The following is a 21,435-nucleotide window of genomic DNA, read 5'->3' as shown; positions in this document are numbered from 1 at the left end:
GCCTCGTGATGCTTGCCAGCCATTTACAAAAGCTCGTCGATTGGGATGCAAGTTTTGTGGCGCTGCGATTGCTTTCTCAAACGCTTCCCCCGTTCTTCTGCCAGCGTGCGCTTTGGCGTACCCAGTAGTCGGGCTTCAATCCAAGAAATCCACCCTTCCACTAACCACGCTTTGTTCGCTGCGCCGACCGTCGCTTGCTTCGAGAAACGCGAAATCGATGGTCTGCTTCACGATGCGCACGGTCCCTTCGTAGGAAACGGCACCGACGCCGAAGAAAAGAAAAACAAGCAACCCGCCAAAGATATCGGTCGTTGCCTCCCGCCGCGTGATGTCGGAGATCCCGGACGCGAACACCCAGTGCGATGTAGCCCAGGCAAGCCCTGCCCAACACAGCCCCAAGAGCCATTGGATGCGCGTAATACGCTGCGTAGCGGCGGCATCCAACGTCGCGACACCCGCTTGAAGCAACTTCATGGTCGCTTCATCGGGTGCAATGGATTTGATGTGCGCAGCCAGTGCTGCAACCTGCGGCGGGCGAATCCCCAAGCGCGTGGAGCGACTTGGAAGGCGAAAGAGAACCGAGCCGGTCGCCATCAACCCAGCGACAACCCAACCCTGTGAAGGGTGAAGGCTTACGGCAGAGCCACCGCCAGTCGCCCACATCAGAGCCGCAATAAGGCACCACCAGACGGGCACCAGGAACAGCGCGAGAACGAACGTCGCGAGGCGCTCTTGAACACCAACAAGGACAAACCAAGGTGCATGCACGATGGTGTCCAACGCGGATTCCACGTGCCGCCATCGAGTCTTAAAGCGAGTGCCAATAACAAGGTGCTCGGCCTCGCGAACGATAGAAACCGTATCCTCAAAAATCGTCATTTCCATTCCCCCGAGCTGTCATCCCAGACATTCAACATGTTCATCTCGATGCCCAACGAGATGAATGTCGACGGATGTCAGCCCCGTCTTGCTCCGGGGCTGACACCGTTTCCGCTTACTTCTTTTTCGACCCACCCTTGTGCTTCGCTTGCGCCAGGTCCGAGCCAGCGACCGACTTCACGGTCTTGCTGGTCTTGGGGCTGCTGAGCAACTTGCTCGCCTTGGTGGCATCTTTCTTACTGGTCGTCATACGTTCGTTCCCTTCGGCCATGTGAGCCGGTCATTCAGTAAAGGATTTGGGCGCATGCCGACCACGTGCTATAGATAGCCCTCTGGCCGAGGGTTATCTCTTGGTCAGTGCACCCGAGTTGGGTGCCCACCATGGCCTTTGGTCAGTCCGGCCTCGAAAACGGGGCTGACCAGGGGCCTTCTTTTTTTACGGCATCCAGCGGGTAGGCAAGCACTGGATGCCGACGACTAATGTCATACGCATGGTCACCTCCGTCCTTATCAAGTGGCCTGTTCGTTTTCGACAGGCGGAGGAGGCACGCTCGCGTTTCCTTCGCCCGCAGCTGCCGCAGCCTGTTGTGCGGCGACCTGGGCTGCCCGCTCCGCAGCCCAATGGGCCCAAAGGGTATCGAGTTCGGCGCTTGCCCCAACTTCCGCGACCCGATCCCGAAAGCGACCGTAGAGCCCGTCTTGAACCATCTTGTTGCCGCGCATCCACTCGACAGCCGCGTTGGGATTCAACAGCAGCACGTAATGGAAGTCACCTGAAGGCCCGGCCTTTGAGAGCAGGAACTGGTGGTCCCGCAAACACTTCATGCGCCGCCGCCAGGTATCCGTCGCACGAGCACCCGTAAAGCCCGCCTCGGCCGCAAACGTCGCGGGGTTCTCGATGACCACCAATGGACCATCGGGGGACCGTGCCCAGAGGCAAAAGAGGGTATGGCCTGCTGGCTGGCCCTTGGACTGATGGTCGATGGCTTCCATCGCAATGGGCAACGTTCGGGGAACGGTGGTAAAGCCGAACGTTGCCTTGCGCCGCCAAAGCCATGCTTCGGGGATGTGCGGAAAATGGAGCTGCATGAGGGCAGCGGCGCGTTCCGCCATGCCCGCTTGCCGTGCCCGGTTTTGCCTGAGGTTGACCATTTGCTGACCGCCGTGCCTTCGTTGGGCATCACTGTCGCATTCAGTACCGATTCGCCGCCACCCGTTTCGGCGCACACTAGAACAGGTGGCTTCGCCATACGGAACGTATGCCTGAGACCCCTAGGACGTCAACAAATCAAAGCACCACGATAAACTGAGCACGCATGATTCCGCACACAATAACGCGAATAAATTTTAATAATCAATCATTTAAATAAAATATCTTGTGCTCGTGTGCTCCAGTTCTCTTGGTACTCTTCGTTCTCCTCGTGCTCCAGGGGTTTCCAAAGGGGGCACTCCCTAGCCGTCCGCGCAAAATCTGTGAGTTCCATGAGCTTCAGATTCCATGAAACCAGCATCAGCGCTTCGCCAGTTCCTTCACGTAGGCGCGCGCTGAAATCCAGGGTTCGCTAAGGCCCGCCGCGGGGGCATTGGTCATATCCGCAACACCGCTCTCCTCCAGAACCGGCAGGCGCACCACCGGAATCTGCATGACACCGCCGGTGCAAAAAAAAGGCGGCAAAAGAGCCGCCCTTTTCGACCAAAATCACAATGTATTCGTCACTCGTCGTGATGAAGCGATAGACCTGGCGCATCGATAGAGCCACCGTCATGTGGTAACTGCGGTGGCTTGACGCGTCTGATTGCGTCTTGGATCTGCCCGACACCGGCGTCGGCGTGCTGGTGACTGCTTAGCGGTAATGGCCTGATGTCAGCCACAGATACCGGCGTTGTCGTAGACGTCGCTGACGGGTCCAAGCCCGACTGCGGTCCCAATGGCGCACCCTGTGGAGAACTGTTGTTTCCCGCCGGAGGCGGCGCGGTTGGATTGGGCTGACCACCCGATACCCCGCCGACGGGATCACCAACGCCGTTGAAGCCCGGAGTAGTACCGACGATTGGCGAAGCGGCACCGGCGCCAGCCTCACGCACTCCCTGCGCCTGTGCATCCAGGCGATTCGCTGCGCGCGTGCCGAGATTGCCGACATCTTTGCCGAAACGGTCGACTGCATGATCCGATCGCTTATCCAAACCGACCTTGGCGCGCATGCCTTGGCCTGCTTCCGCGCCGGCCGCCCGCATCGCATGACCGAGGCCTGCGCCCAAGCCCCTCCAGCCCGTCATGCCCTGCGCGGTTGCGAGACCCTGGCCAGCAACGACAGCCTGCGTGGCGCCCTTGAGGGTGCTCCCTGCTGCGGCACCGGCGGCACCACCCAACGCGGCACCTGCAGCCGCAGCTGCGCCACCCGCAGCTGCCAATCCAAGCAAATCACCAGCACCGAGATTGAGGCTTCCGCTCACGATGGAGCTGGCCAGCGCCGGCACCTTCCAACAGAGCAAAGCGAATACAGCGGCACCGCCCAGAATGAAGAAGGAGTTTGGGAAGAAGTTCTGGCCAACTTTCGTATACGTCAGCAGATCCGACCACTGCTCAGCGAAGTGCATGCCGATGGCAATGACCAGGTGCAGCACGAGGAGCTTGACGCCAACCGTAATGCCGAACATCAGCGATTTCGTTGCAAAGTCGCGTGTATACGACAGCGCACCGAACGCTAGCATCGCCGGAGAGATCGCCATGATGATCGCGGCCTCGATGATCGTGATCATCTGAATCGCCGCAGCAGCGACAAAGCAAAGAACCAAGGCAAGTGCTACCAGCAACGAAACCAAGCCAACGGTGGGTACTTGCGCCCAACTCAGTTTTCCAACGGACTCAAGGATATGGAACATACAATCCATGCCGACCGCCGCAACCGTCGAAGCAGTTGGTGGTTTGGTCTGCGTAGCTGCTTGGCCGACCTCTTGAAAGTAACTCGTGATCATGTCGAACACGTGTGGCGCGTTCTTCACTGCCCAGAAGAAGAACGAGATCACCATGAGCTGCCGGACGATGATCGCTGGCAGGGACGCAAAATTATCGGCGTTCTTGAGATAGTTCATCAGCAAGGCGAGCGCAAAGCCGATGATCGACAGCCAGCCAAGTAGCCGACTAGCGACCCCGGTAATGCCATCGATCCACTTTGTTGATTCACCCACGTACTGCGTTGTGATTCCATCAAAGAAGTTATTCACATCGGGCACGCCAGTCGCTGTAGGCAAGCCCGGTGGTGCAGAGTTGCCGGCGTCTTGTGCCCACGCGGCGCCTATGCCAGTGCTGAATGCGAGCATCGCTGCTAACAGGGCATGCAGCACCTTGGGAAACAATCTGGTAATCATCGGGCCACCTCCGGTGCGGAAGTTGCCGGGGCTGGACGTGTAGCGTGGCGCAACACGTCGAAGCTCGATTCGTTGGACTTATATTTCGATGATTGCTTGGGCGGCGCGTGGAAATCCGATAGCGGATTCTTTTGCTCTGGAGCTTGTTGAGACGGCGATGAGCATCCGAACAAGCCAGTTAGCGTAAAGCCAATGATGAGAGCTAAAGCTTTGGATTTCATGAGGGTGGCCTTCTATGGAGAGCGAGTCACTGCTCTTGTTTGAGCAGAGAGAACTGGCTCGTTCCACCGATCTACGCCTTCCCCATAAACGGGTCTGCGGGCCACCGCTTGGCGCTGCCTAGCGCCAGGCTGTCAAAAACTAATCTTCGGCAGGGAACGTAACATCATTCAAGTTACTGTCGCAATTACATTGGCGCTTGGTTCCGCGTTCTCCTCCAGTTGCGAAACTGTGTGTGTTCGTCAATGAAGCCAAGAAGCATGGATTCTGCCACTTGGTCTGCGGATCCTTTGATTCCGTCGACCTGCTTCAAATAGCGAATGTAGTCGTTAATCAACAAGATCGTGTTCGGATCACTGATTTCGATATCCACAAAACACCTCCATTGCGTGGCTTGGGAAATGTCGTGTCGAGGTAATGCGACACAACGATGGATATTGCTTCAATAAGTCATTTTCTGCAACGATCTTTGTCGACTTTTTAATGGATATGTGCCCGCAGTCCGTGGGGTTTTGTGGGTCGATGTGCTTGGCCAGTAAATCCATCCAGGTGAACTTTGCCGTTAACGGCAAAGTTGGCAGCGGCACCCTGTCGAGTCGAAGTGCTGGAAGTGTGCCGTTAACGGCACGGTTACCGACAAGGGTTCTTTCGGGTCGAAGTACGGAATGTTTGCCGTTAACGGCAAAGTCGGATGCATCAGGAACGGGAGTGGAGCGCCTGTTGGAACTCCGTAAGGGCGCCGCCTCCCCCTTGCATCATTTCCGGGATCTGACGAATGAGCCGATCGTATCGATCGGCCGCAGAGGCTGCCGATGCGTCTACGGCCTCTCGCGGAACCGGTGGCGTGTGCATGAAGTAGCTTCGGAGATAGCAGTCGAACATGGCTGTTAGGAGCTGGACTTCATTGCGACCCTGCATCACATCCTTCAGTACGCGAGTGAGGGTGGCAGCTATACGGGCCTCCATCTCGTCACGAGAGTCCCGCTCGGCATTGGCTTTGAAGTACTGAGCTAGCGCCTCACAGACGATGTCTGTCCTAGCTCCAATTACTCCTCTCTCATCAACCGCATCCTCCAGTTGATGGCTTAGATAATCAGGAATGCGAACGCTTAGCTTGAATGGCATCAAATTCCCCTGTCGGACGTTGTCGGACAATCAGCATTGACGTGTCCGACGGTTAATATCCGTCAAAACAGTAACTAATATTGTAATGGAGGATAAATGTCCGACACCCTTTATGTTCCACTATTGCTTTGGTCTGTTCGCGTGAGTCTTAGCTAAAAGAGGGCGATGAGAAAAATGTGCGCCGATCCACCTGATAGATTTTTTTATAGGATGGTTGAGTGCCAACTTTTCCGTTAACGGCAAAGTCTGGGGAAGCAATCTGCTCGATGGCGTGCAGCGAACTTTGCCGTTAACGGCAAAGTCGATGTGGGGAACCGTTGATCCCGAGGTAGGGAAGTTTGCCGTTAACGGCAAACTTCGTGCTGCCGACTTTTTCCGCCTCGCCGCAAGCGGCGAAAAAAATTCGACGTCGTAGAAGGAAGTTTTGCCGTGACACGGTGGCGCTGCACCGCGAGGGCGAGATTCACCAAGCCCTGGAAGCCGACAATCCGCAGACCCGACAGGAGGTCGTGCCGCGGGTGGCTACGCTCAAGGGAACGTGTCGAGGTCCGCGATATAAGCGGCCAGGCGATCCATAGGCGTCGAACACGGCAGGGGACGCCTGCGGGGCCATGTAGTCGGCTTGATCCGCGATCTTATCGGTCACGCGACGAGACACGATGACCGTATGAAGCATCACCATCGGTGACTTACGTTCGCGGCCGACGACGACGCATGAGTTCGGCACGCATCTGCGCGACGGTTATGCCCTTCGACGGATCGGCGACCAGCTCGTGGTACGCCGGCATGACTTCCTCACGCAGCCATTTCTCCATGGCCGCATCGCGTGCCTGCAACGCGCGTAGGCCGTCGCTGATTACCGCGCTGGCACTGGCGTACTGGCCCGAGCCAACCAGCTTTTCGACAAACTTGGCTTGTTCTTCGGGCAGCGAGATGCTGAGTTTCTGACTGACGGCCATGGCACGGGCTCCGAAGCAATTCGGTTTCAAAGGGCAGTTTTACACGTATCCCGGCTGACCCCCATCCGGAGCGTTAAGATCTTTTATATAGAAGTTATATCGCGCGCGCGCGTTACGGTTTCTAGAAACTAGTGGTAGCAAGGGCTATCGACGTGGTTGTGCACCTAAAAGCACGAATTGGGGTGCATCTAAATGCACATGCCAATCCACAAGGCCGTGCACCTGAAAGCACGAGGCAATTCACACACGAGACAAGCTTTTCCACAACCTCCAGGCACGTGCTTTTAGATGCGCTTGGCCCTCCCGGATTTCCGTGTATGGGCCTTTGTGCGGGCCCTGGCAGACGAGTAAGGTAAGCCATTCATCATGGCCTCGATCTCGGCACGGTAGCCCTTAGGTCCATTGGCGTAGAACGTCACAGCATCAGCCTTAGCGTCAAATGCCATGCGGTAGTCGGGTAGCTCACCAGAGTCGGCCAAATGACGCATATCGATACGGAAGTTCCTGAGAGGGGCGGCACTACCACTCTTTTCGTGCAATGTGGCGACGCTGGCCTTCCAGCTTGACTGGTTGCCACAGTGCTTGCGGGCTAGTTCGTAGATGCGGCGGTCCAAGGGTCTCCGCAGCCGGAAGTAGTCGCGACTGAGGGTCAGGACGCGCATGGCATCAACTGATCGAAACAGCCAGTCGGGTAATGTCACCTCTACAGCGACCATGCGTTCATCATCATCACGTTCGATGATCCTGGCGGAATCGACCAGTCCGAAGAACCCGCGTTCGCGTTTGCCCGACGTCTCGATGTTCGTTTCTATGCGCGTGCCAGTGAGTCGTGCAAGCATCTCTCCCAGGCGGACATAGGCGCGGCCGCTGGTGTCGCGGTTGGTCGTGTGCAAGAAATCGTAGGCAGTGAAACGAACTGTGCGTGCAATCTCGCGGCCACGGTTTTTTGCCTCGACCAACTGGCTGATGCAGTAGATCCATAGGTCTTTATCATGAATTGTCGCGCAGCCATCGACGCCGGGCTTAACGGTCACCCTGATTCCTTTTCGCTCGTATATGCGTATGCGACGGTCGCCAGCGCGCAAAGCGAACAGTGGGTGCTCCATACTTGCTACGTCGTCCTTTAGCGAAGCATCAAGAATGTCTGCGACGAAGAAATCGCATTGCTTGTGTTTGTCTGGCGCAAGGCGTGAATGCGTGGATACGGACGCATGACAAGCCTCGCCAGCCGACACCGATGGTGTCGGCTCGACGATGAAGGCTTGCATGGCTCACACCTTGGTTGTGGCTTTAGGAGGATTGGGATAGTCGCCGCTAGGCTTGCGGCGCTGGTTTCGCGACCGTGCAACCTGCTCAGCCTTGGTTGGGCGTCCTCGCCGCGGCCGCTTGTTGCTCGTGTCATCCACAACGCCAGAATGGCCGAGGGCATCGACGTGGTCGGCTAGCCAGCGCTCTACATCTTCCATACGCCAGAGCAACCGTTTGGTGCTTGGCAAGCGGCAGATTGGAGGAAGGGAATGAGGTTTTCGTGTCGCGTCGCAGCGGATGCTGGCCACGGACTTGTGGATATATTGGGAAAGCTGCTCAACGGTAAGAAGGGCTTGCATGGGGCGTAACCTCTCCGTCCGTGCCCAATAGATCAGGCACGGGCGGATGAGTGCGCGGCAGTCATAACGCCCTGGCATTCGAGCCAATAACCCGTCGGACTAGCCAATCCTCGGGTGGGTGCATTGATGACGGGGTTCTGCCCCAAGTTTCCCTGCTCTCCTGGCGAACTGTTCCATTTCTCCGGCCTCATCCTGACCGGCGGACAGTTCGACTTGCTCTTCAGGCGATTGCCTCGCGGCATCCTTTCTTACCGACCGTCTACTTCCGCTTTTCGACGGGTGGCCACTGAACAGGCTGTTGCTCTGAATCCATCGTTGAGGGGCGAGCTCAGTACGATTTCAGCAGCTCAAAGCAACGAGACCTTCAGCGCATTGACCTTAGGGTATCAGCAGTTTTTAGCATTGTCATGCAGTTGACCGACACCGAGTCACGACTTCTGCTTGGCCAATTTGGCGGCTCTTTTTTCGAGACGCCTCCGTATGCGTTCGGCTTCCCGCAGCGCTTCTTCGCGTTTCAATTCGGCGTCACATTTCTCTACCAAATCTGATGCCGCGATATCACGGTGATCTCGGGACTCAATAGTCAACTCCGCGTAGCCGGCCAGGGCGAGAAACCCTGAATCTAAAGCTGCGCGCTTAATTGCTTGCTCAAGCTTGATATCCGTAAGATGGAAATCCCACGATTGAAGATGCTGGTCGTTGAGTTGCAGCCAATATGCGCTGTCGCCATCGACGGCTGTCTCGCGAAGCATCGCATCCTGTGCAATCAACTGAGACCGGGTTTCTGCCAGCAGGCCAATCAGTCTGTTGGCAAAGCGGCACAAAACCTCGGCGTCGGCGCTGGGGATAACTATTGCGTCTTTGCTGTGCGGCAACATGGCTCTGGCTTGACCTCATCGATCGAGACGAACGCGAAGTCGTCGTGCTCGCTCACGGAAGGCAGTTTCACCGCCCTCGAGAATGTCACAGACGGCCTTCCGAATTGCAGCGCTTTCCAGTCCGCCAGCCACGTAGCTAATGGCAGGAAGACCACCAGACGGGTGTGGGCCAGACTCGGCCACGATGATCTGATCAGCGTCCGTGTTTATGACGAGGTTGGCGTTATGAGTGACCATGATGACTTGGCGCTTGGCCTTGGCCGCAATGAATAGCGCAACCAACTCGTCGAATACGGACTTCGGATCGAGATTCTCCTCTGGCTGATCGATGATCAGCGGACGATCGTCCGAATCATCGAGGGCAAGATAGAGCAACAAAAGTACGATGCCCCGCGTGCCGGGCGAAAGCTTTCGGATGTCGAGACCGTCATAAGAGATCTCATAGCGCACTGTTATGTGATCGGTGCTAAAGAGCCAGTGTGCAAACTGCTTGGACCAGGCGCGAAATTCCGCCTGTTGTGTTGGGGCGTATGGCGCATGAGACAGAATATCCTTGAGGTATTTAGCCATAAAGGCTGTCATCGCGGATTGAACGTCCACTGCCGAGCCACTCTCCCACGCTGATTTGAGCGCCTGCGTTGCCTCCGAAATCAGCGAGCCGCGACCGTAAAACGGTCCGGCTTTCCGCCTGTCGAGGAGTTCTTCCTCAGCGAATGTGCCCCATTTTTCGACATCGGCGATCCGGCGAACCGAGAAGCGGAGCCTATTGAGGGTGCCTGATGATGCCGCGAGACGCTCCATCAATGGCACATAAAGGTTCTCAAGAGCGTTCTGCTCATTGATGATCGCGTCGAAGATCCGGCCATAAGTGTCATCGCGCTCGTTCTGAAGGTCCCGTCTGCGAGCTGCCGCCCCCTGTGCGTCCGTAAGCCGCACTTCAAGAGATTGCAGCGCAGAACTCTCCTGGGCAATGCGACCGACAAGTGCCGAGTATTGATCGCGAACAAGCTTATCGGCGCCAAAAAGTGCTTCAAGTCTTGCCATTTCCGCTGCAATCGGTGCGAGCGGAAGTGTGGCTAGATCGATGTTGTCGGCGATCAATGGAACGTTCGGATCTCCGGGGGGTGAGGGCGTGCCGTTGAGACTGGCGATTTGCTGATCTGCCCATGCGATGTACGCGGATAGGCTCTTGTCTACGTCTCCCTTGTAGATCAAGAGAAACGCGTCCCATTGGCTAGCATCCATGCCGCTGTTGGAGTGGCGCGCCTGGGTTTGGCGGAGTATCTCCGGAGCGCGAGTTGCTCGCATGCTCTGGACCTCGTCTTGCAAGGCGACGAATGAGCGACGTCGATTGCCAAAGGTCTGGATTCTGCCTCTGAGCTTTTGTGCTGCTTCACTGAGCTGGGTGTGCCGGGCAACCTGTGCTTCAGTTCCCTTGACCACGAGCTTGGCGAGATCCGCGTTGTAGTCGGCGACTAGCTTCTTCTTCTGATTCACCTGCGCCGTAAGCGTCGCGACGAGAGCCTCCTTCTCAAACTCTGTGCTAATGCGATCGGAGATGTCGCCGATCGCGTCGGTTTCTCGCTCGCGGGCGCGCCTAAACCTTGCAGTCTGCTGGTCGCGCAGCTCAGCAAAGTCAATCGCTCCGTCGCGATCATCTGGGGCATGCGACTCGAAAATTACCCTCTCGATCTCATCAACGAGGCCGTCCGTGACACCTTTCGACGAACACAACTCCTCGACGAACTGCTGGGACAGATAGCGCGCCCGCGGAAAAGACATGTGTCCGCCGGCATCGCTGCCATTGAGCGCGCGCGTGACAGTTGCGCCACCAGCCCATGTGAGTGTCGTTGCCGCGTCGCCAATTAGCTTGCGTGCTCGAGCAAGAAAGGAAGGACTAATGTGCTCGTCTGCATACCACCCCGAGGGTGGGATCGCATCGCAGCCTGCCGCGATCACGTCGGCCAAGGCGGTTTTGCCTGAGCCGCGTGCGCCAATGATTGCCACGAGGCCCGGATTCAGTGGGATGTCGGTCGTGGTCGCCCATTCTGCATCAGTCATCTTTACGTGCGAGATGACTTGTGATGGCATCGCCGACTGAGGGGGCTCCTCGCCGATATATGCGCGGCCCTCGGGATCGATGCACGCCTGGCGGAGGGCATCGAATTCCAGAGCGCCCTTGATCCAAGAAAACCGCATACCGACGGGCTGTCCAACTGACTTTTGGTCATGGGAATCGCTGCCGTGAAGGCAGGGCTTGCAGCCGTCATATCGGGCGCGCAGCTCTTCGACGGATACGCCGGGTCGCTGGCCGAGCCAGAACTCCCGCTGGGCAGGGCTGCTCGAAAAGATGATATGGGCGAACTTCTCAATCTCCTGACGCATGGTGGCGTCAGCGGCCTGCCTCAAGCCTGAAGTGCCATCCCCGGCTCCGCCAGCGACGGCGATAAGGATGTTTTCCTTTGCCCATTCGCTTTCATAAATGACTTTACGCAATTGGTCAAAATTAACTTTGAATTGCGTTGCACCATGCCTAAGGGCTGCGCCGTCATCGACGATCGCCGGATCGGCGCGCTTTCCGATTTTGATCAATTCGTCGCGCGTGCAGTCGAATCGGTCGTTATAAGCGTGAAACTGCAGGCGCTTGAGGATGCGCGTGACTTCTGCGATGTGATCGGGATCTTCTGGACTGACCAACAGGTGAATGTTGACAAAGCCAGATTTTGCCGCAACGTCTAGACGTAGCTCTATGTTGGGGAAGAGCAGGCGTACATTGGGAAGTCGGCCAGCGGCCTTGTGCTTAAGAACTTCTTCGTAGCTGTCCGTGACATAGTAGTCGGTGACTGCGATCGCCTCGATTGTTGGTGTTGAACCTTCAAGTGTCGTTAGGTAGGCACCCCATGGATCGGTGGCGCCAAACTGGTTGTTGAGGACTGTGCCGGGCGCATGGATATGCGGCTCCCATCGGTGCCATTCCGAACCACGACTGATCATTTATCCCCCGTCCGTTGGCCTAACTGCTTAGCTATGGTATGTGAACCTACGGCCTTTGGAGGCAATGGTCACACAGCCTTCCTTGTCGTCTTTGGGCGTCCCCAGCGCGAGCCTATCGGGAACCCCATGCGGTTGGCTGAAAAATGCTGAGCAAGAACTTGCCGCGAAAGTGGCAGCGCTCGGGTCAAGGGGGGTAAATGCGGTGATCGGTGAACAGTGTGCAGCCGCCCCCTGGCCTGATGTCCCGATATTTCTGTGCGGTATAGAGGTGCGCAGCGGAGCAGTGCCCAATCACCTTGATGATTAATGGGTCAAGGAGCATGGGCTAGGCGTTCTCCATTCGAGCGAGTTCCGCCGCGGCTTCCGCCTCGAGAGTTGCCATGGCTTCGCGGCCGTACACGAAAGCCGACGTGCTGAGCGATGCGCAGTCGAGACCTGCCGCCGCGTAGACGCTCGTGACACTGGCTTTCTCCTGTGACAGGAGTTCGGCATCCCGGAACGTCGCTGAGGCGGGTTGGTCGGTGGCTCCGCGAAAGACGCGCGCGAACCACGATGCGCGGGTTGCCGCTGTCCTAGAAATGGTGATGTCGTAGGTCATGGTGTAGCCGGTTCGCTCAAGCGCAACGATCGCCTGGCCTGAGAGAATGAGCTCAGGAAATGCGATCAAGAGCGTCCGCCCTAGGAGTTGCAGGGTGTACCAGTCAGCTGGCCATACCCCGGGGCTCCACACGGGGATACGGGCGAATACGCAGCGGCCCAGCGACGGGTGGTCCACCCAGCGTACGTCGACCACCCGGTCTGGTTCGCCGGCGTAGGCGGGTTCAAGCGGCAATCGGGTCCAGCCTGGTGCTGGCGTCAACGGGGCGTCGTGCGTCGTGACCACTTGGTCGAATGGCGCCCAGTGCCCGCCCGGATGGAACACCTCGATATCGTCATGGTGAACGCCGTCAGTCGACCAGTCCTGTGCATCGCTGCATGGTGCCGTGTTCCAGAACAGCCACGCCTTGCCCGGCAGGTGTTCGTCATCGCCGCGCTGGTAGGCCAGGAACATCGGATGATCAGCGCGAATCCGCTGCAGCATCAGTGGCGCGCCGATCGTGTTATTAGGCTGCCTGGCGAGCAAGTGCTGCAATATGAGATCGGGCAGCGCCCCTTGGAGCGACCGCCACATTGACAACTGGAAGACGCCGTCGCCGGGCCTGGCCTGCGCCAGCGCCTCGCCCAACTGCCAGTGCGGAAAGGTTGCTGGCTGCTTCCGCAGTCGCCGCGCGCGGAGCCACGGGTCACCTGCCTGTCTTCGGAGCGAGGGGAGAGTGTCGTGCCGGTAGAGGTAGTGGGCCGTCATGTCGGTGATTCCAAACCCGCTTATCGGCTGAGGTACCTTAAGTTGATCCGCTGCCAGGGGTACCAGTTCCACTCGACCAGTTCCTGACTTGGCACGCCGATGGTGCTCCGGAGGCCCGTTGTGGCAATGGATTGCACATCAGGGCATGGCAAGAACGGAGCAAGGCGTGACGTGGCACAAATTTGTCACAACGCGACTGCGAAATCCTTCCATCCAAAGCAAAACAGCGCATCACACTGCAACGTGTAATGCGCTGTTTTAATTGGTAAAACTGGTGCCGGAAACAGGAGTCGAACCTGCGACCTACGCATTACGAATGCGCCGCTCTACCAACTGAGCTATTCCGGCAAAGAGCCGCGGATTCTACGTGTCGGCTGCTTTCGGCGCAAGGTGCGGCGGTATCCGGGCGGATGCTTGTGGACTGGTTGGGCTAGGGCTTGGTCGGTCGATGTCATCTAGGAGTGGGTGCTGCAAATCTGCAGAAATATCTAATTGCCTTTCGGACCAGTCCCATAGTTAGCCGGACATATCCAATCCGAAAATGCGTCCGCCTGGGGATACGGCGTGCGTAGGACTGTTGGACATCCCACCGCCACCCAGGAGGCCGCGCCGTTGGCGTGACAAGTCATCAGTGTGCGGGCACGTACCCCGCCGGCTGATGCGGCCCCTCTGGTGGGGTCAAATCGACCGAGAACGCGGGGTGATGGCATGGGTATCGTGGCTTCTGGGTCGGGTCGACTCACCTCATGGCCCAGGCGGCGGATAGGGCTGGGTCTGTTGCTCGGCTGCCTGGGCAGTGCGCACGGTCAGGTTGCCGCTAGTTCTATAACAGGGCATGTTCTCGCCGCGGATAGTTCGAACCTATGGCACGAAGCCAGAATGGCGGAGTCGATCGATGCCAGCAGCAACGGCTTCGATTGGCAGGTGCCGACCTATGCGGGCTTGGTTGCCCTGCTGCTCGCAGCGATGGCGGCGACGTGGATCGTACGTAGCCGTTGGCGAGCCTTGCGCGCGCTTGCGTCGCAGCTGCAAACGCGATGCGAGTTCCATCAAGCCATGTTGGATGCAGTTCCGTATCCGATCTTTTGCAAGGACGCGCAGGGTGCCTATCTTGCCGTCAATCACTCCTACGAAATTCAATTCGGTGTTCAACGGATGCAGCTGCTGGGACGCAGCCTGCTACAAACCCGACACATCGACATCGATTGCGATCAGGTTCACCGGGCGGATCTGCGGGTGCTGCGTAGCCATGTTGCTGAACAGCGTGAACTGATCCTTCCCGTTGCGGGAGGCGACCGGCGTTGTTACCACGCGCGCCTGGAGCCGCTGGAGCTGTCTGATGGTCATGGCGCCTTGCTTGGCGTGCTTGTCGACACGATCGAGCGGCGCGAAAAGGCAGAGTCCACGACAACCGGCGCGAATTTTCTGGCGATGATGAGCCATGAGATACGCACGCCAATGAATGGGATGCTCGGAACGTTGGAGCTTCTCGATCATTCGGGGCTGAGTGAGCGCCAGCGCACCCTGCTGCAAACGGCCGGTGAATCTTCCCGGTCCCTGCTGCGGATCATCGACGACATTCTGGATCTCTCGAAGATCGAAACGGGCAAGTTGTCGATCGTCTGGCTGCCTTTCGACCTGCGCCTTGCCATTGACGCCACCGCATCGATGCTTCTGTCGCAGGCATCCAGCAAAGGACTGCAGATCGATGTACGCGTCGAGCGTCGGGTGGCCAAAAGCTTGAGCGGCGATGACGTGCGTCTGCGGCAGGTTCTTGCCAGTCTGATTCGCCAAACGATCAAGTTCACTCCCGAGGGTCGCGTGCATGTCGATGGGCGAGTGCTTGACGAGGCGGAAGAGTGGCAGGACATCGAAATCAGCGTTTCCAATACGAACGTCGGCATCGCTGCGGCACATTGGACAAGTCGGTTTGATCCAATCGCGCAGTGCACGTCATCGAATGGTCAGGACTGCGATAGCGAGGAGCTTTGGTTGGCGGTCGCACACCGTCTGTGCGGACTGATGGATTTATCCCTCCGTGTGGAAAGCGAGCCAGAGGGAGGTAGCCGCGCCATCGTGCGTGGACGATTTGCAGTGGCGGAACGCCATTCCGCAACCGAGGCGATCGGGCAAGTAAATGCCGACCGACCATGGATTCTGGTGGCCGAAGATCATTCTCTCGTCCGTGACGTCCTACGGCACCAGTTGGCGGCTCTCGGATGGCCTTGCGATCTGGTGAATGACGGCGAGGCGGCTCTTGCTGCCCTTGCGAACAAGCAGTACGCCTTGCTCATCACGGATTGCTACATGCCGAAGATGGACGGCTTCGAATTGACGCAGCGCATACGTGCTGGTGAGACCGACAGCCGCCTTCCCATTATTGCGTTGACAGCCAGCGTCATGGCGGAGCAGGTGAATAACTGCTTGGCGTCGGGCATGGATGACGTGATGGCCAAGCCTCTGCGACTGGGTACGCTCGCCGACACGTTGCATCGCTGGATTACCGGCACTTCGGTTCAGTTGCCGGCATGCCCTGACGATATCGCCCGAACCGGTGACGCCACCTCCGACATCGCTCAAGTGCAGGCCAGTCTGGCCAGGGTCTATGGCGACGACGTCACTGCTGTACTGAAGAACTATACCCATCTGGCCGAGGCTGAGCTGGGTAAATTGAACGAGGCGCTGACGGTGCTGGACACGGACAAGTTGCGTGAAGTTGCGCACTCCCTACGCGGTATGGCGGCTTTTTTCGGAGCCAATCAGTTGGCCGAAGTGGCATCGTCGATTGAGTCAGATACGCAAGCGTCGGATGTGCTGGTTCACGCGAGAGAGCTGGAATCGTATTTGAGTGGATTCACGGTAGCGCTGAAGCAGGCACATTGAATATCACCCGCGTTTCCGGCGTGTCGACAGAATTATCAGAACATTCGTATGGAACGATGCTTGGTGCGGAGTAGAGAATTCGACTCTTGCCCGAGCGAGCGAGGCCGGCGACGTTCGGTCCGCACCACACTCCCACCGATCATCACGCAGCTTCGCTGTCGTCATGCACGCCGGGCTCCTTCAAGCGCACCGAAAAGAGATTGCTTCCATGAACGCACAGGCTGACCAGACTATCCGAATCATTCTTGCCGATGACCATCCCATCATCCGCAAGGGCATTATGGCCCTCCTCCACGGCAGCGATATCCAGGTAGTTGGCGAAGCCTCCTGCCCGGTGGAGTTGCTCTCGCTGGTGGAGCGAGTCGAGTGCGATGTCGTGGTTACCGACTACGTCATGCCTAGCGATAGTTCGCCAGATGGCATCCGCTTGATTGAGCGCCTGCGCTCGGCGCATCCCAACCTTCCGATCGTCGTGCTGACCATGCTCAGGAATGTTGGTCTGCTGCAGGCTTTAATGGTCACCGGTGTGAAGGCCATCGTGGACAAGACCACAGCCTTGGCGGAAGTTCATACCGCTGTGCGTCTCGCCATGATGGGGCATGTCTTTGTGAGTGCAACCTTCGAAGGGCGGCTGGCGCGCTTCGGTAATCACTCCGTGACCAAGTTGACCGATCGCGAAGGCGAGGTGATCCGACTGCTCGTTGCAGGTATGAGCGTGACCGAGATCGCACGCAAGCTGGATCGCAGCGTTAAGACGGTCAGCAAGCAGAAAACCGATGCCATGAAGAAGCTCGGCCTCCGCTCCGACATGGAAATTTATGCCTATGCGATGGAGGTCGGTTACTAAGCGGCCCTTGCGCATCGTTTCTTTTGCCCTAAAGGCGCCAGCTGCGCTTGTGACAGGGGAAACGCTGGCTTTCGACGTCACCATATGGATACATGCGTCATGTTTACCGCCGTAGTCGTAGATGATCACCCCATGATCAATGAGGTAGTTCGCTCCTTGCTCGAAAGATCTGGTGAGTTCCAAGTACTTGCCGAATGCATCAATGGCTCCTCGGGGCTGGCCGCGGCGCGGGACTTGCGCCCGGATCTTTTGGTCATTGATCTTGATATTCCGCTGCTGGGCGGTGTCGAAGTGATTCACCGCCTGAGACAAAGCGGCGAATCGATAGCCATCCTGATGATTTCTGCGGCAGATGAAGTGGTCGCCGGAGTGCGTGCCTTTCGCGCCGGGGCGGACGGTTTCGTACATAAGAGCGCTGCCATGGACGATATTGTCACTGCAGCGCAGTTGGCGGTGCGCGGCAAAATCTATTTCGGCAAAGATGTCATGGCGGCAGCCTCCAGCGCGATCGTGGCGGGGCAGGATGGCCCGCTCAGCAGGTTGGGCAAGCGTGAGTTCGAAGTATTTCGCTGCCTGGCCCTGGGTATGTCCAATATCGACATTGCGCATCACATGATGATCAGCAACAAGACCGTTAGCGCGCACAAACGAAACGTGATGGACAAGCTCGGCCTGGCCAATATCCGCGACTTGATCGAACTGGCCCGTAGCAACCGGATCATTACCTGAGTGCGGCCGTTCGGCGGGCATGGGGCCGCCATCCAAACGGTATGGAAAAGCAGTTCCTGCCCGCCGGAAGACGACGCACGCCGAACGACCGGCAGTTCGCATAAGCGCCCTTCGCAACGAATCTCCGGCGCGCAGCGTATATGCAGTGCGTCGGTCATAGGCCATCCGCTGGACGCAGAGGCGTCACCGTTTGCGCTTCAACAGAGGCGGGGTGGGTGGATTCGAAGGAAATTGCGGCATCGCTAGCTGGGCCGCGAGAAACTCGCGGTTTGACGCGTGCCAACGAGTCATTCGTACTTGACGGCGATGTGACAGCGAGCCCTTCGGTCGGCTCGGTATTTGCTGCCACGCTGCGCATCACTGATGAAGCACGGGAGGCTTATCTGCCGTGCGTGCCACCGACGAGCGTCAGTGGGCCGTCAGAGTCTCCAGGCCCCGTGTCTCTGAGCGATCTCCGGCTAGATTTTTCCGAGTGCCGCCCCAATCATGGAGCCCCTCACTCACGCTTCTTCGGAACCAGCTCATGGCGCGTCAGAAACCGCTTTCGCTCTACCGCAACATCGGCATCATTGCCCACATCGATGCGGGCAAGACCACGACCACCGAGCGCATTCTTTACTACACCGGCAAAAAGCATCAGATCGTGGACGTCCACGACACCAAGGAAGGCAAGGGCTCCACCACCACGGACTACCTGGAGCAGGAACGCAAGCGTGGCATCACCATCCAGTCGGCGGCCGTGTCGACCGAGTGGAAGGGCCACCAGGTCAATCTGATCGATACCCCTGGGCACGTCGACTTCACCATCGAGGTGAATCGCAGCTTGCGCGTGCTCGATGGCGCCGTGGTGGTGTTCGACGGCGTGGCCGGTGTGGAGCCGCAGACCGAAACCAACTGGCGCCTGGCCGACCAGTACAACGTGCCACGCCTGTGCTACGTCAACAAGATGGACCGCATCGGCGCCAACTTCGCGCATTGCGTGAAGGGAATCCGCGAGCGTCTGGGCGCCAACGCGCTGCTGTGCCAGGTGCCGCTGGGTAGCAGTGATGAGTTCGTCGGCATGGCCGATCTGATCGCTGGTGTCGGCTACCTCTGGAAGGGCGACGACAAAGACAGCGCGTGGGACGTCGTGCCGCTGGCCGACATCGCCAGCCGGGTGAATTTCTCCACCACGGCGGATCAGGAGTGGGTGGCCAATCTGGCCAAGCTGCGCGAGGAAACCCTCGAGCGCGCGCTGGCGCTGGACGATGCCGCCTTTGAGAAGCTGATCGATACCGGCGAGTTCGACCCGGAGACACTCAAGAAGTGCATCCGCAAGGGCTGCGTATCCGGCAAGCTGATGCCGGTATTCTGCGGCTCGTCCTATCGCAACAAGGGCGTGCAGCAGCTGCTGGACGGCGTGATCGACTACCTGCCGTTCCCGGGTGAGAACGGCGGTATCGCGATGGTGGACGAAGACGGTCACGTGGTGGGCAATCAGGGCGTGGTGGACGAGGCGCCGGCCCGCGCACTGGCGTTCAAGGTCATCAACGATCAGTTCGGCACGCTCACGTTCTGCCGTATCTATTCGGGCGTGATCAAGAAGGGCGACACCTTGCTCAACGTCACGCGAGGCAGGAAAGAGCGCGTGGGCCGCATCGTGGAAGTGCAGGCCAACGCCACCAAGGACATCGAAGAGGTGCGTGCCGGCGACATCTGCGCGTTCGTGTCGATGAAGGAGACCGAGACTGGCGATTCACTCTCCGACCCGGCGCATCCGGCGCTGCTTGAACGCATGCGCTTCCCCGACCCGGTGATCAGCGTGTCGGTGGAGCCAAAGAGCCGTCACGACGTCGACAAGCTTTCCACCGCGCTCTACAAAATGGTGAAGGCCGATCCGTCGTTGCGTATGGAAGTGGACAAGGAAACCGGGCAGACCGTGCTTAAAGGCATGGGCGAGCTGCATCTGGAAGTGACCATCGATCGCATGCGCACCGAGCTGGGTGTCGACGCCAACATGGGCAAGCCCAAGGTCAGCTTCCGTGAGGCCTTCGGCAACCGGGTCGAGCACACCTACACGCACAAGAAGCAGTCCGGCGGTTCGGGTCAGTTCGCCGAAGTGTCGATGATCTTCGAGCCAGGCGAGTCGGGTAGCGGCGTGGTGTTCTCTGACGAAATCGTTGGTGGTCGCGTGCCGCGCGAATACATACCGGCGGTGGAGCACGCCGTGATGGTGGAGTCGCGCGAAGGGCAGGTGGCAGGCTACGAAGTGCTGGACTTCAAGGCGCGCCTGGTCGACGGCAAATTCCACGACGTGGACTCCTCCGCGCTGGCCTTCGAAATCGCCAGCCGCCAGTGCTTCCGCGAAGCGCACCGCATGAGCAAGCCCAAGCTGCTGGAGCCGGTCATGCGGTTGGAAGTGGTGACGGAGGCCGATTATCTGGGCGACGTGATCGGCGACATCAACCGCCGTCGCGGCACGGTCAGCGATCAGGGTCAGAAGGGTGCGCAGGCCTTTGTTCAGGGCTTCGTGCCGCTGGCCGAAATGTTCGGCTACATCAACTTCCTGCGCTCGGCCACCCGCGGCCGCGGCACCTTCACCATGGAGTTCGACCATTACGAGGAAGTGCCGGCTAACCTGGTCGACAAGCTGATGGAAAAAGAAGCGAAGTAATGCGATGGACTGGCCCCGCGCTGTAACGCGGGGTCAGTCCTTGCGCACGGGGGCGCCGTACTGGAGCGAGTCGGAGATGTCGCTCGCTGCCTGCCGCAGTTCTGCCAGCGTGTGTTTCATCGTGATCGGTGACGCTCGACGCTCGATGAAGGGGATGGTGAGCGCGCAGACCGCGTGGCCGTGCTGCATCACCGGTGCGGAAACGTCGGTGACGCCATCGACGATATGGCTGGGCGCGCTGGCATAGCCGCGGGCATGCACCTGACTCACCAGCTTCAGAAGTTTTTTGCGGTCGAGATCGGATTCATGGCTGGCGATCATATCCAGCCAGAGGTTGCGGACTTCGTCGCTCTGGAACGCCAACAGCACGTGGCCCGAAGTCGCCTGAGACATCGGGCGACGATGTCCGATACGCACCACCAGGCCGATCTCGCTGGGTGGATCGATGCGGGCGATCACCACGATCTGCTCGCGGGAAGGCACCACCAGATGGCATGACTGCTCCACCGTGCTGGCCAGGCGATGCATCACCGGCAAGGCAGCCTCGACCGCGCTCTTGAGCGGCGGCTGCTCCATGCCAAGCCGAAACAGCCGGGACGTGATCAGGTATCCCGTGTCGCCCTCGCTGCGTGTGATGTAGTCGCGCTCTTCCAGCACCTGCAACATGCGGAAGATTTCCCCGCGAGATCGGCCTACGCCTTCAGAGACTTCGGCGATGGTGAGCGGTGTGTCCGAGGCGGCGAGCAGCTCAAGGATGTCCAGGCCTTTGTCCAGTGCGGGGGCACGGTACTTCGGTGGTGTCTTGGGCATGGTCTCAGTGGGTCCCAGTTGAAGTTCAAGCTTGCCTTAAGTGAAACGCGCAGCGCCACGCGCCTTCCGGAGGGCAGGCAGCGCCGATGCTGCGATGCGGCTTGTGCTGCGGGTGAATATGCTGTTCATATTTGCACA

At 58.6% G+C, this 21,435-nt stretch carries 17 protein-coding genes and 1 tRNA gene; 4 read left to right on the top strand and 14 right to left on the bottom strand.

Annotated elements, in window-relative coordinates; translation table 11 throughout:
* Positions 1 to 135: 135 nt before the first annotated feature.
* The 13 genes from OUZ45_RS01065 to OUZ45_RS01005 all read right to left on the bottom strand — a co-directional run bounded on the left by OUZ45_RS01065 (position 136) and on the right by OUZ45_RS01005 (position 13,723).
* Positions 136 to 879 carry a hypothetical protein gene (locus OUZ45_RS01065; RefSeq protein WP_266168022.1) on the bottom strand — a complete coding sequence of 248 codons (744 nt, stop codon included), beginning with the start codon at positions 877 to 879 and terminating at the stop codon, positions 136 to 138.
* A 115-nt stretch (positions 880 to 994) separates the two neighbouring features.
* The gene (locus tag OUZ45_RS01060) at positions 995 to 1,129 is read right to left on the bottom strand and encodes a hypothetical protein (RefSeq protein WP_255557973.1); all 135 of its coding nucleotides are present in this window, start codon (positions 1,127 to 1,129) and stop codon (positions 995 to 997) included.
* Positions 1,130 to 1,389: 260 nt separating this feature from the next.
* The gene (locus OUZ45_RS01055) at positions 1,390 to 1,992 is read right to left on the bottom strand and encodes a hypothetical protein (RefSeq protein ID WP_266168021.1); all 603 of its coding nucleotides are present in this window, start codon (positions 1,990 to 1,992) and stop codon (positions 1,390 to 1,392) included.
* Positions 1,993 to 2,389: 397 nt separating this feature from the next.
* Positions 2,390 to 2,524 carry a hypothetical protein gene (locus OUZ45_RS01050; RefSeq protein WP_266168019.1) on the bottom strand — a complete coding sequence of 45 codons (135 nt, stop codon included), beginning with the start codon at positions 2,522 to 2,524 and terminating at the stop codon, positions 2,390 to 2,392.
* A gap of 68 nt (positions 2,525 to 2,592) precedes the next feature.
* Positions 2,593 to 4,248 carry a P-type conjugative transfer protein TrbL gene (gene trbL / locus OUZ45_RS01045; RefSeq protein ID WP_266168018.1) on the bottom strand — a complete coding sequence of 552 codons (1,656 nt, stop codon included), beginning with the start codon at positions 4,246 to 4,248 and terminating at the stop codon, positions 2,593 to 2,595.
* 406 nt (positions 4,249 to 4,654) lie between these two features.
* Positions 4,655 to 4,840, bottom strand: coding sequence for a hypothetical protein (locus tag OUZ45_RS01040; RefSeq protein ID WP_266168017.1), 186 nt, complete (start codon positions 4,838 to 4,840; stop codon positions 4,655 to 4,657).
* 323 nt (positions 4,841 to 5,163) lie between these two features.
* The gene (locus tag OUZ45_RS01035) at positions 5,164 to 5,592 is read right to left on the bottom strand and encodes a hypothetical protein (RefSeq protein WP_266168016.1); all 429 of its coding nucleotides are present in this window, start codon (positions 5,590 to 5,592) and stop codon (positions 5,164 to 5,166) included.
* 689 nt (positions 5,593 to 6,281) lie between these two features.
* The gene (locus OUZ45_RS01030) at positions 6,282 to 6,551 is read right to left on the bottom strand and encodes a type II toxin-antitoxin system ParD family antitoxin (RefSeq protein ID WP_266168015.1); all 270 of its coding nucleotides are present in this window, start codon (positions 6,549 to 6,551) and stop codon (positions 6,282 to 6,284) included.
* A 284-nt stretch (positions 6,552 to 6,835) separates the two neighbouring features.
* Positions 6,836 to 7,819 carry a replication initiator protein A gene (locus OUZ45_RS01025; RefSeq protein ID WP_266168014.1) on the bottom strand — a complete coding sequence of 328 codons (984 nt, stop codon included), beginning with the start codon at positions 7,817 to 7,819 and terminating at the stop codon, positions 6,836 to 6,838.
* A gap of 767 nt (positions 7,820 to 8,586) precedes the next feature.
* Entirely contained in the window at positions 8,587 to 9,036 is a 450-nt protein-coding gene (locus tag OUZ45_RS01020; protein WP_266168012.1) for a hypothetical protein, read from the bottom strand.
* A gap of 15 nt (positions 9,037 to 9,051) precedes the next feature.
* The gene (locus tag OUZ45_RS01015; RefSeq protein WP_266168010.1) at positions 9,052 to 12,030 is read right to left on the bottom strand and encodes a TrlF family AAA-like ATPase; all 2,979 of its coding nucleotides are present in this window, start codon (positions 12,028 to 12,030) and stop codon (positions 9,052 to 9,054) included.
* 325 nt (positions 12,031 to 12,355) lie between these two features.
* The gene (locus OUZ45_RS01010) at positions 12,356 to 13,375 is read right to left on the bottom strand and encodes a hypothetical protein (protein WP_266168008.1); all 1,020 of its coding nucleotides are present in this window, start codon (positions 13,373 to 13,375) and stop codon (positions 12,356 to 12,358) included.
* 272 nt (positions 13,376 to 13,647) lie between these two features.
* A tRNA-Thr gene (locus tag OUZ45_RS01005) sits at positions 13,648 to 13,723 on the bottom strand.
* A gap of 531 nt (positions 13,724 to 14,254) precedes the next feature.
* On the opposite strand from OUZ45_RS01005, the gene OUZ45_RS01000 reads away from it, so the two are divergent.
* The 4 genes from OUZ45_RS01000 to fusA all read left to right on the top strand — a co-directional run bounded on the left by OUZ45_RS01000 (position 14,255) and on the right by fusA (position 20,487).
* Positions 14,255 to 16,258, top strand: coding sequence for a PAS domain-containing sensor histidine kinase (locus tag OUZ45_RS01000; protein ID WP_266168007.1), 2,004 nt, complete (start codon positions 14,255 to 14,257; stop codon positions 16,256 to 16,258).
* Positions 16,259 to 16,466: 208 nt separating this feature from the next.
* Positions 16,467 to 17,105 carry a response regulator gene (locus OUZ45_RS00995; RefSeq protein ID WP_266168006.1) on the top strand — a complete coding sequence of 213 codons (639 nt, stop codon included), beginning with the start codon at positions 16,467 to 16,469 and terminating at the stop codon, positions 17,103 to 17,105.
* Between the two features lie 99 nt (positions 17,106 to 17,204).
* Entirely contained in the window at positions 17,205 to 17,834 is a 630-nt protein-coding gene (locus OUZ45_RS00990; protein WP_266168005.1) for a response regulator transcription factor, read from the top strand.
* A gap of 523 nt (positions 17,835 to 18,357) precedes the next feature.
* The gene (gene fusA, locus OUZ45_RS00985) at positions 18,358 to 20,487 is read left to right on the top strand and encodes an elongation factor G (RefSeq protein WP_266168004.1); all 2,130 of its coding nucleotides are present in this window, start codon (positions 18,358 to 18,360) and stop codon (positions 20,485 to 20,487) included.
* Positions 20,488 to 20,520: 33 nt separating this feature from the next.
* Here the strand turns inward: fusA and OUZ45_RS00980 are convergent, their stop codons facing one another.
* Positions 20,521 to 21,297 carry an IclR family transcriptional regulator gene (locus OUZ45_RS00980; protein ID WP_266168003.1) on the bottom strand — a complete coding sequence of 259 codons (777 nt, stop codon included), beginning with the start codon at positions 21,295 to 21,297 and terminating at the stop codon, positions 20,521 to 20,523.
* Between the last annotated feature and the right edge of the window lie 138 nt (positions 21,298 to 21,435).

Source organism: Dyella subtropica, from assembly GCF_026283965.1.
Lineage (GTDB): Bacteria > Pseudomonadota > Gammaproteobacteria > Xanthomonadales > Rhodanobacteraceae > Dyella_D > Dyella_D subtropica.
This window is presented reverse-complemented; position numbering and strand designations above follow the sequence as displayed.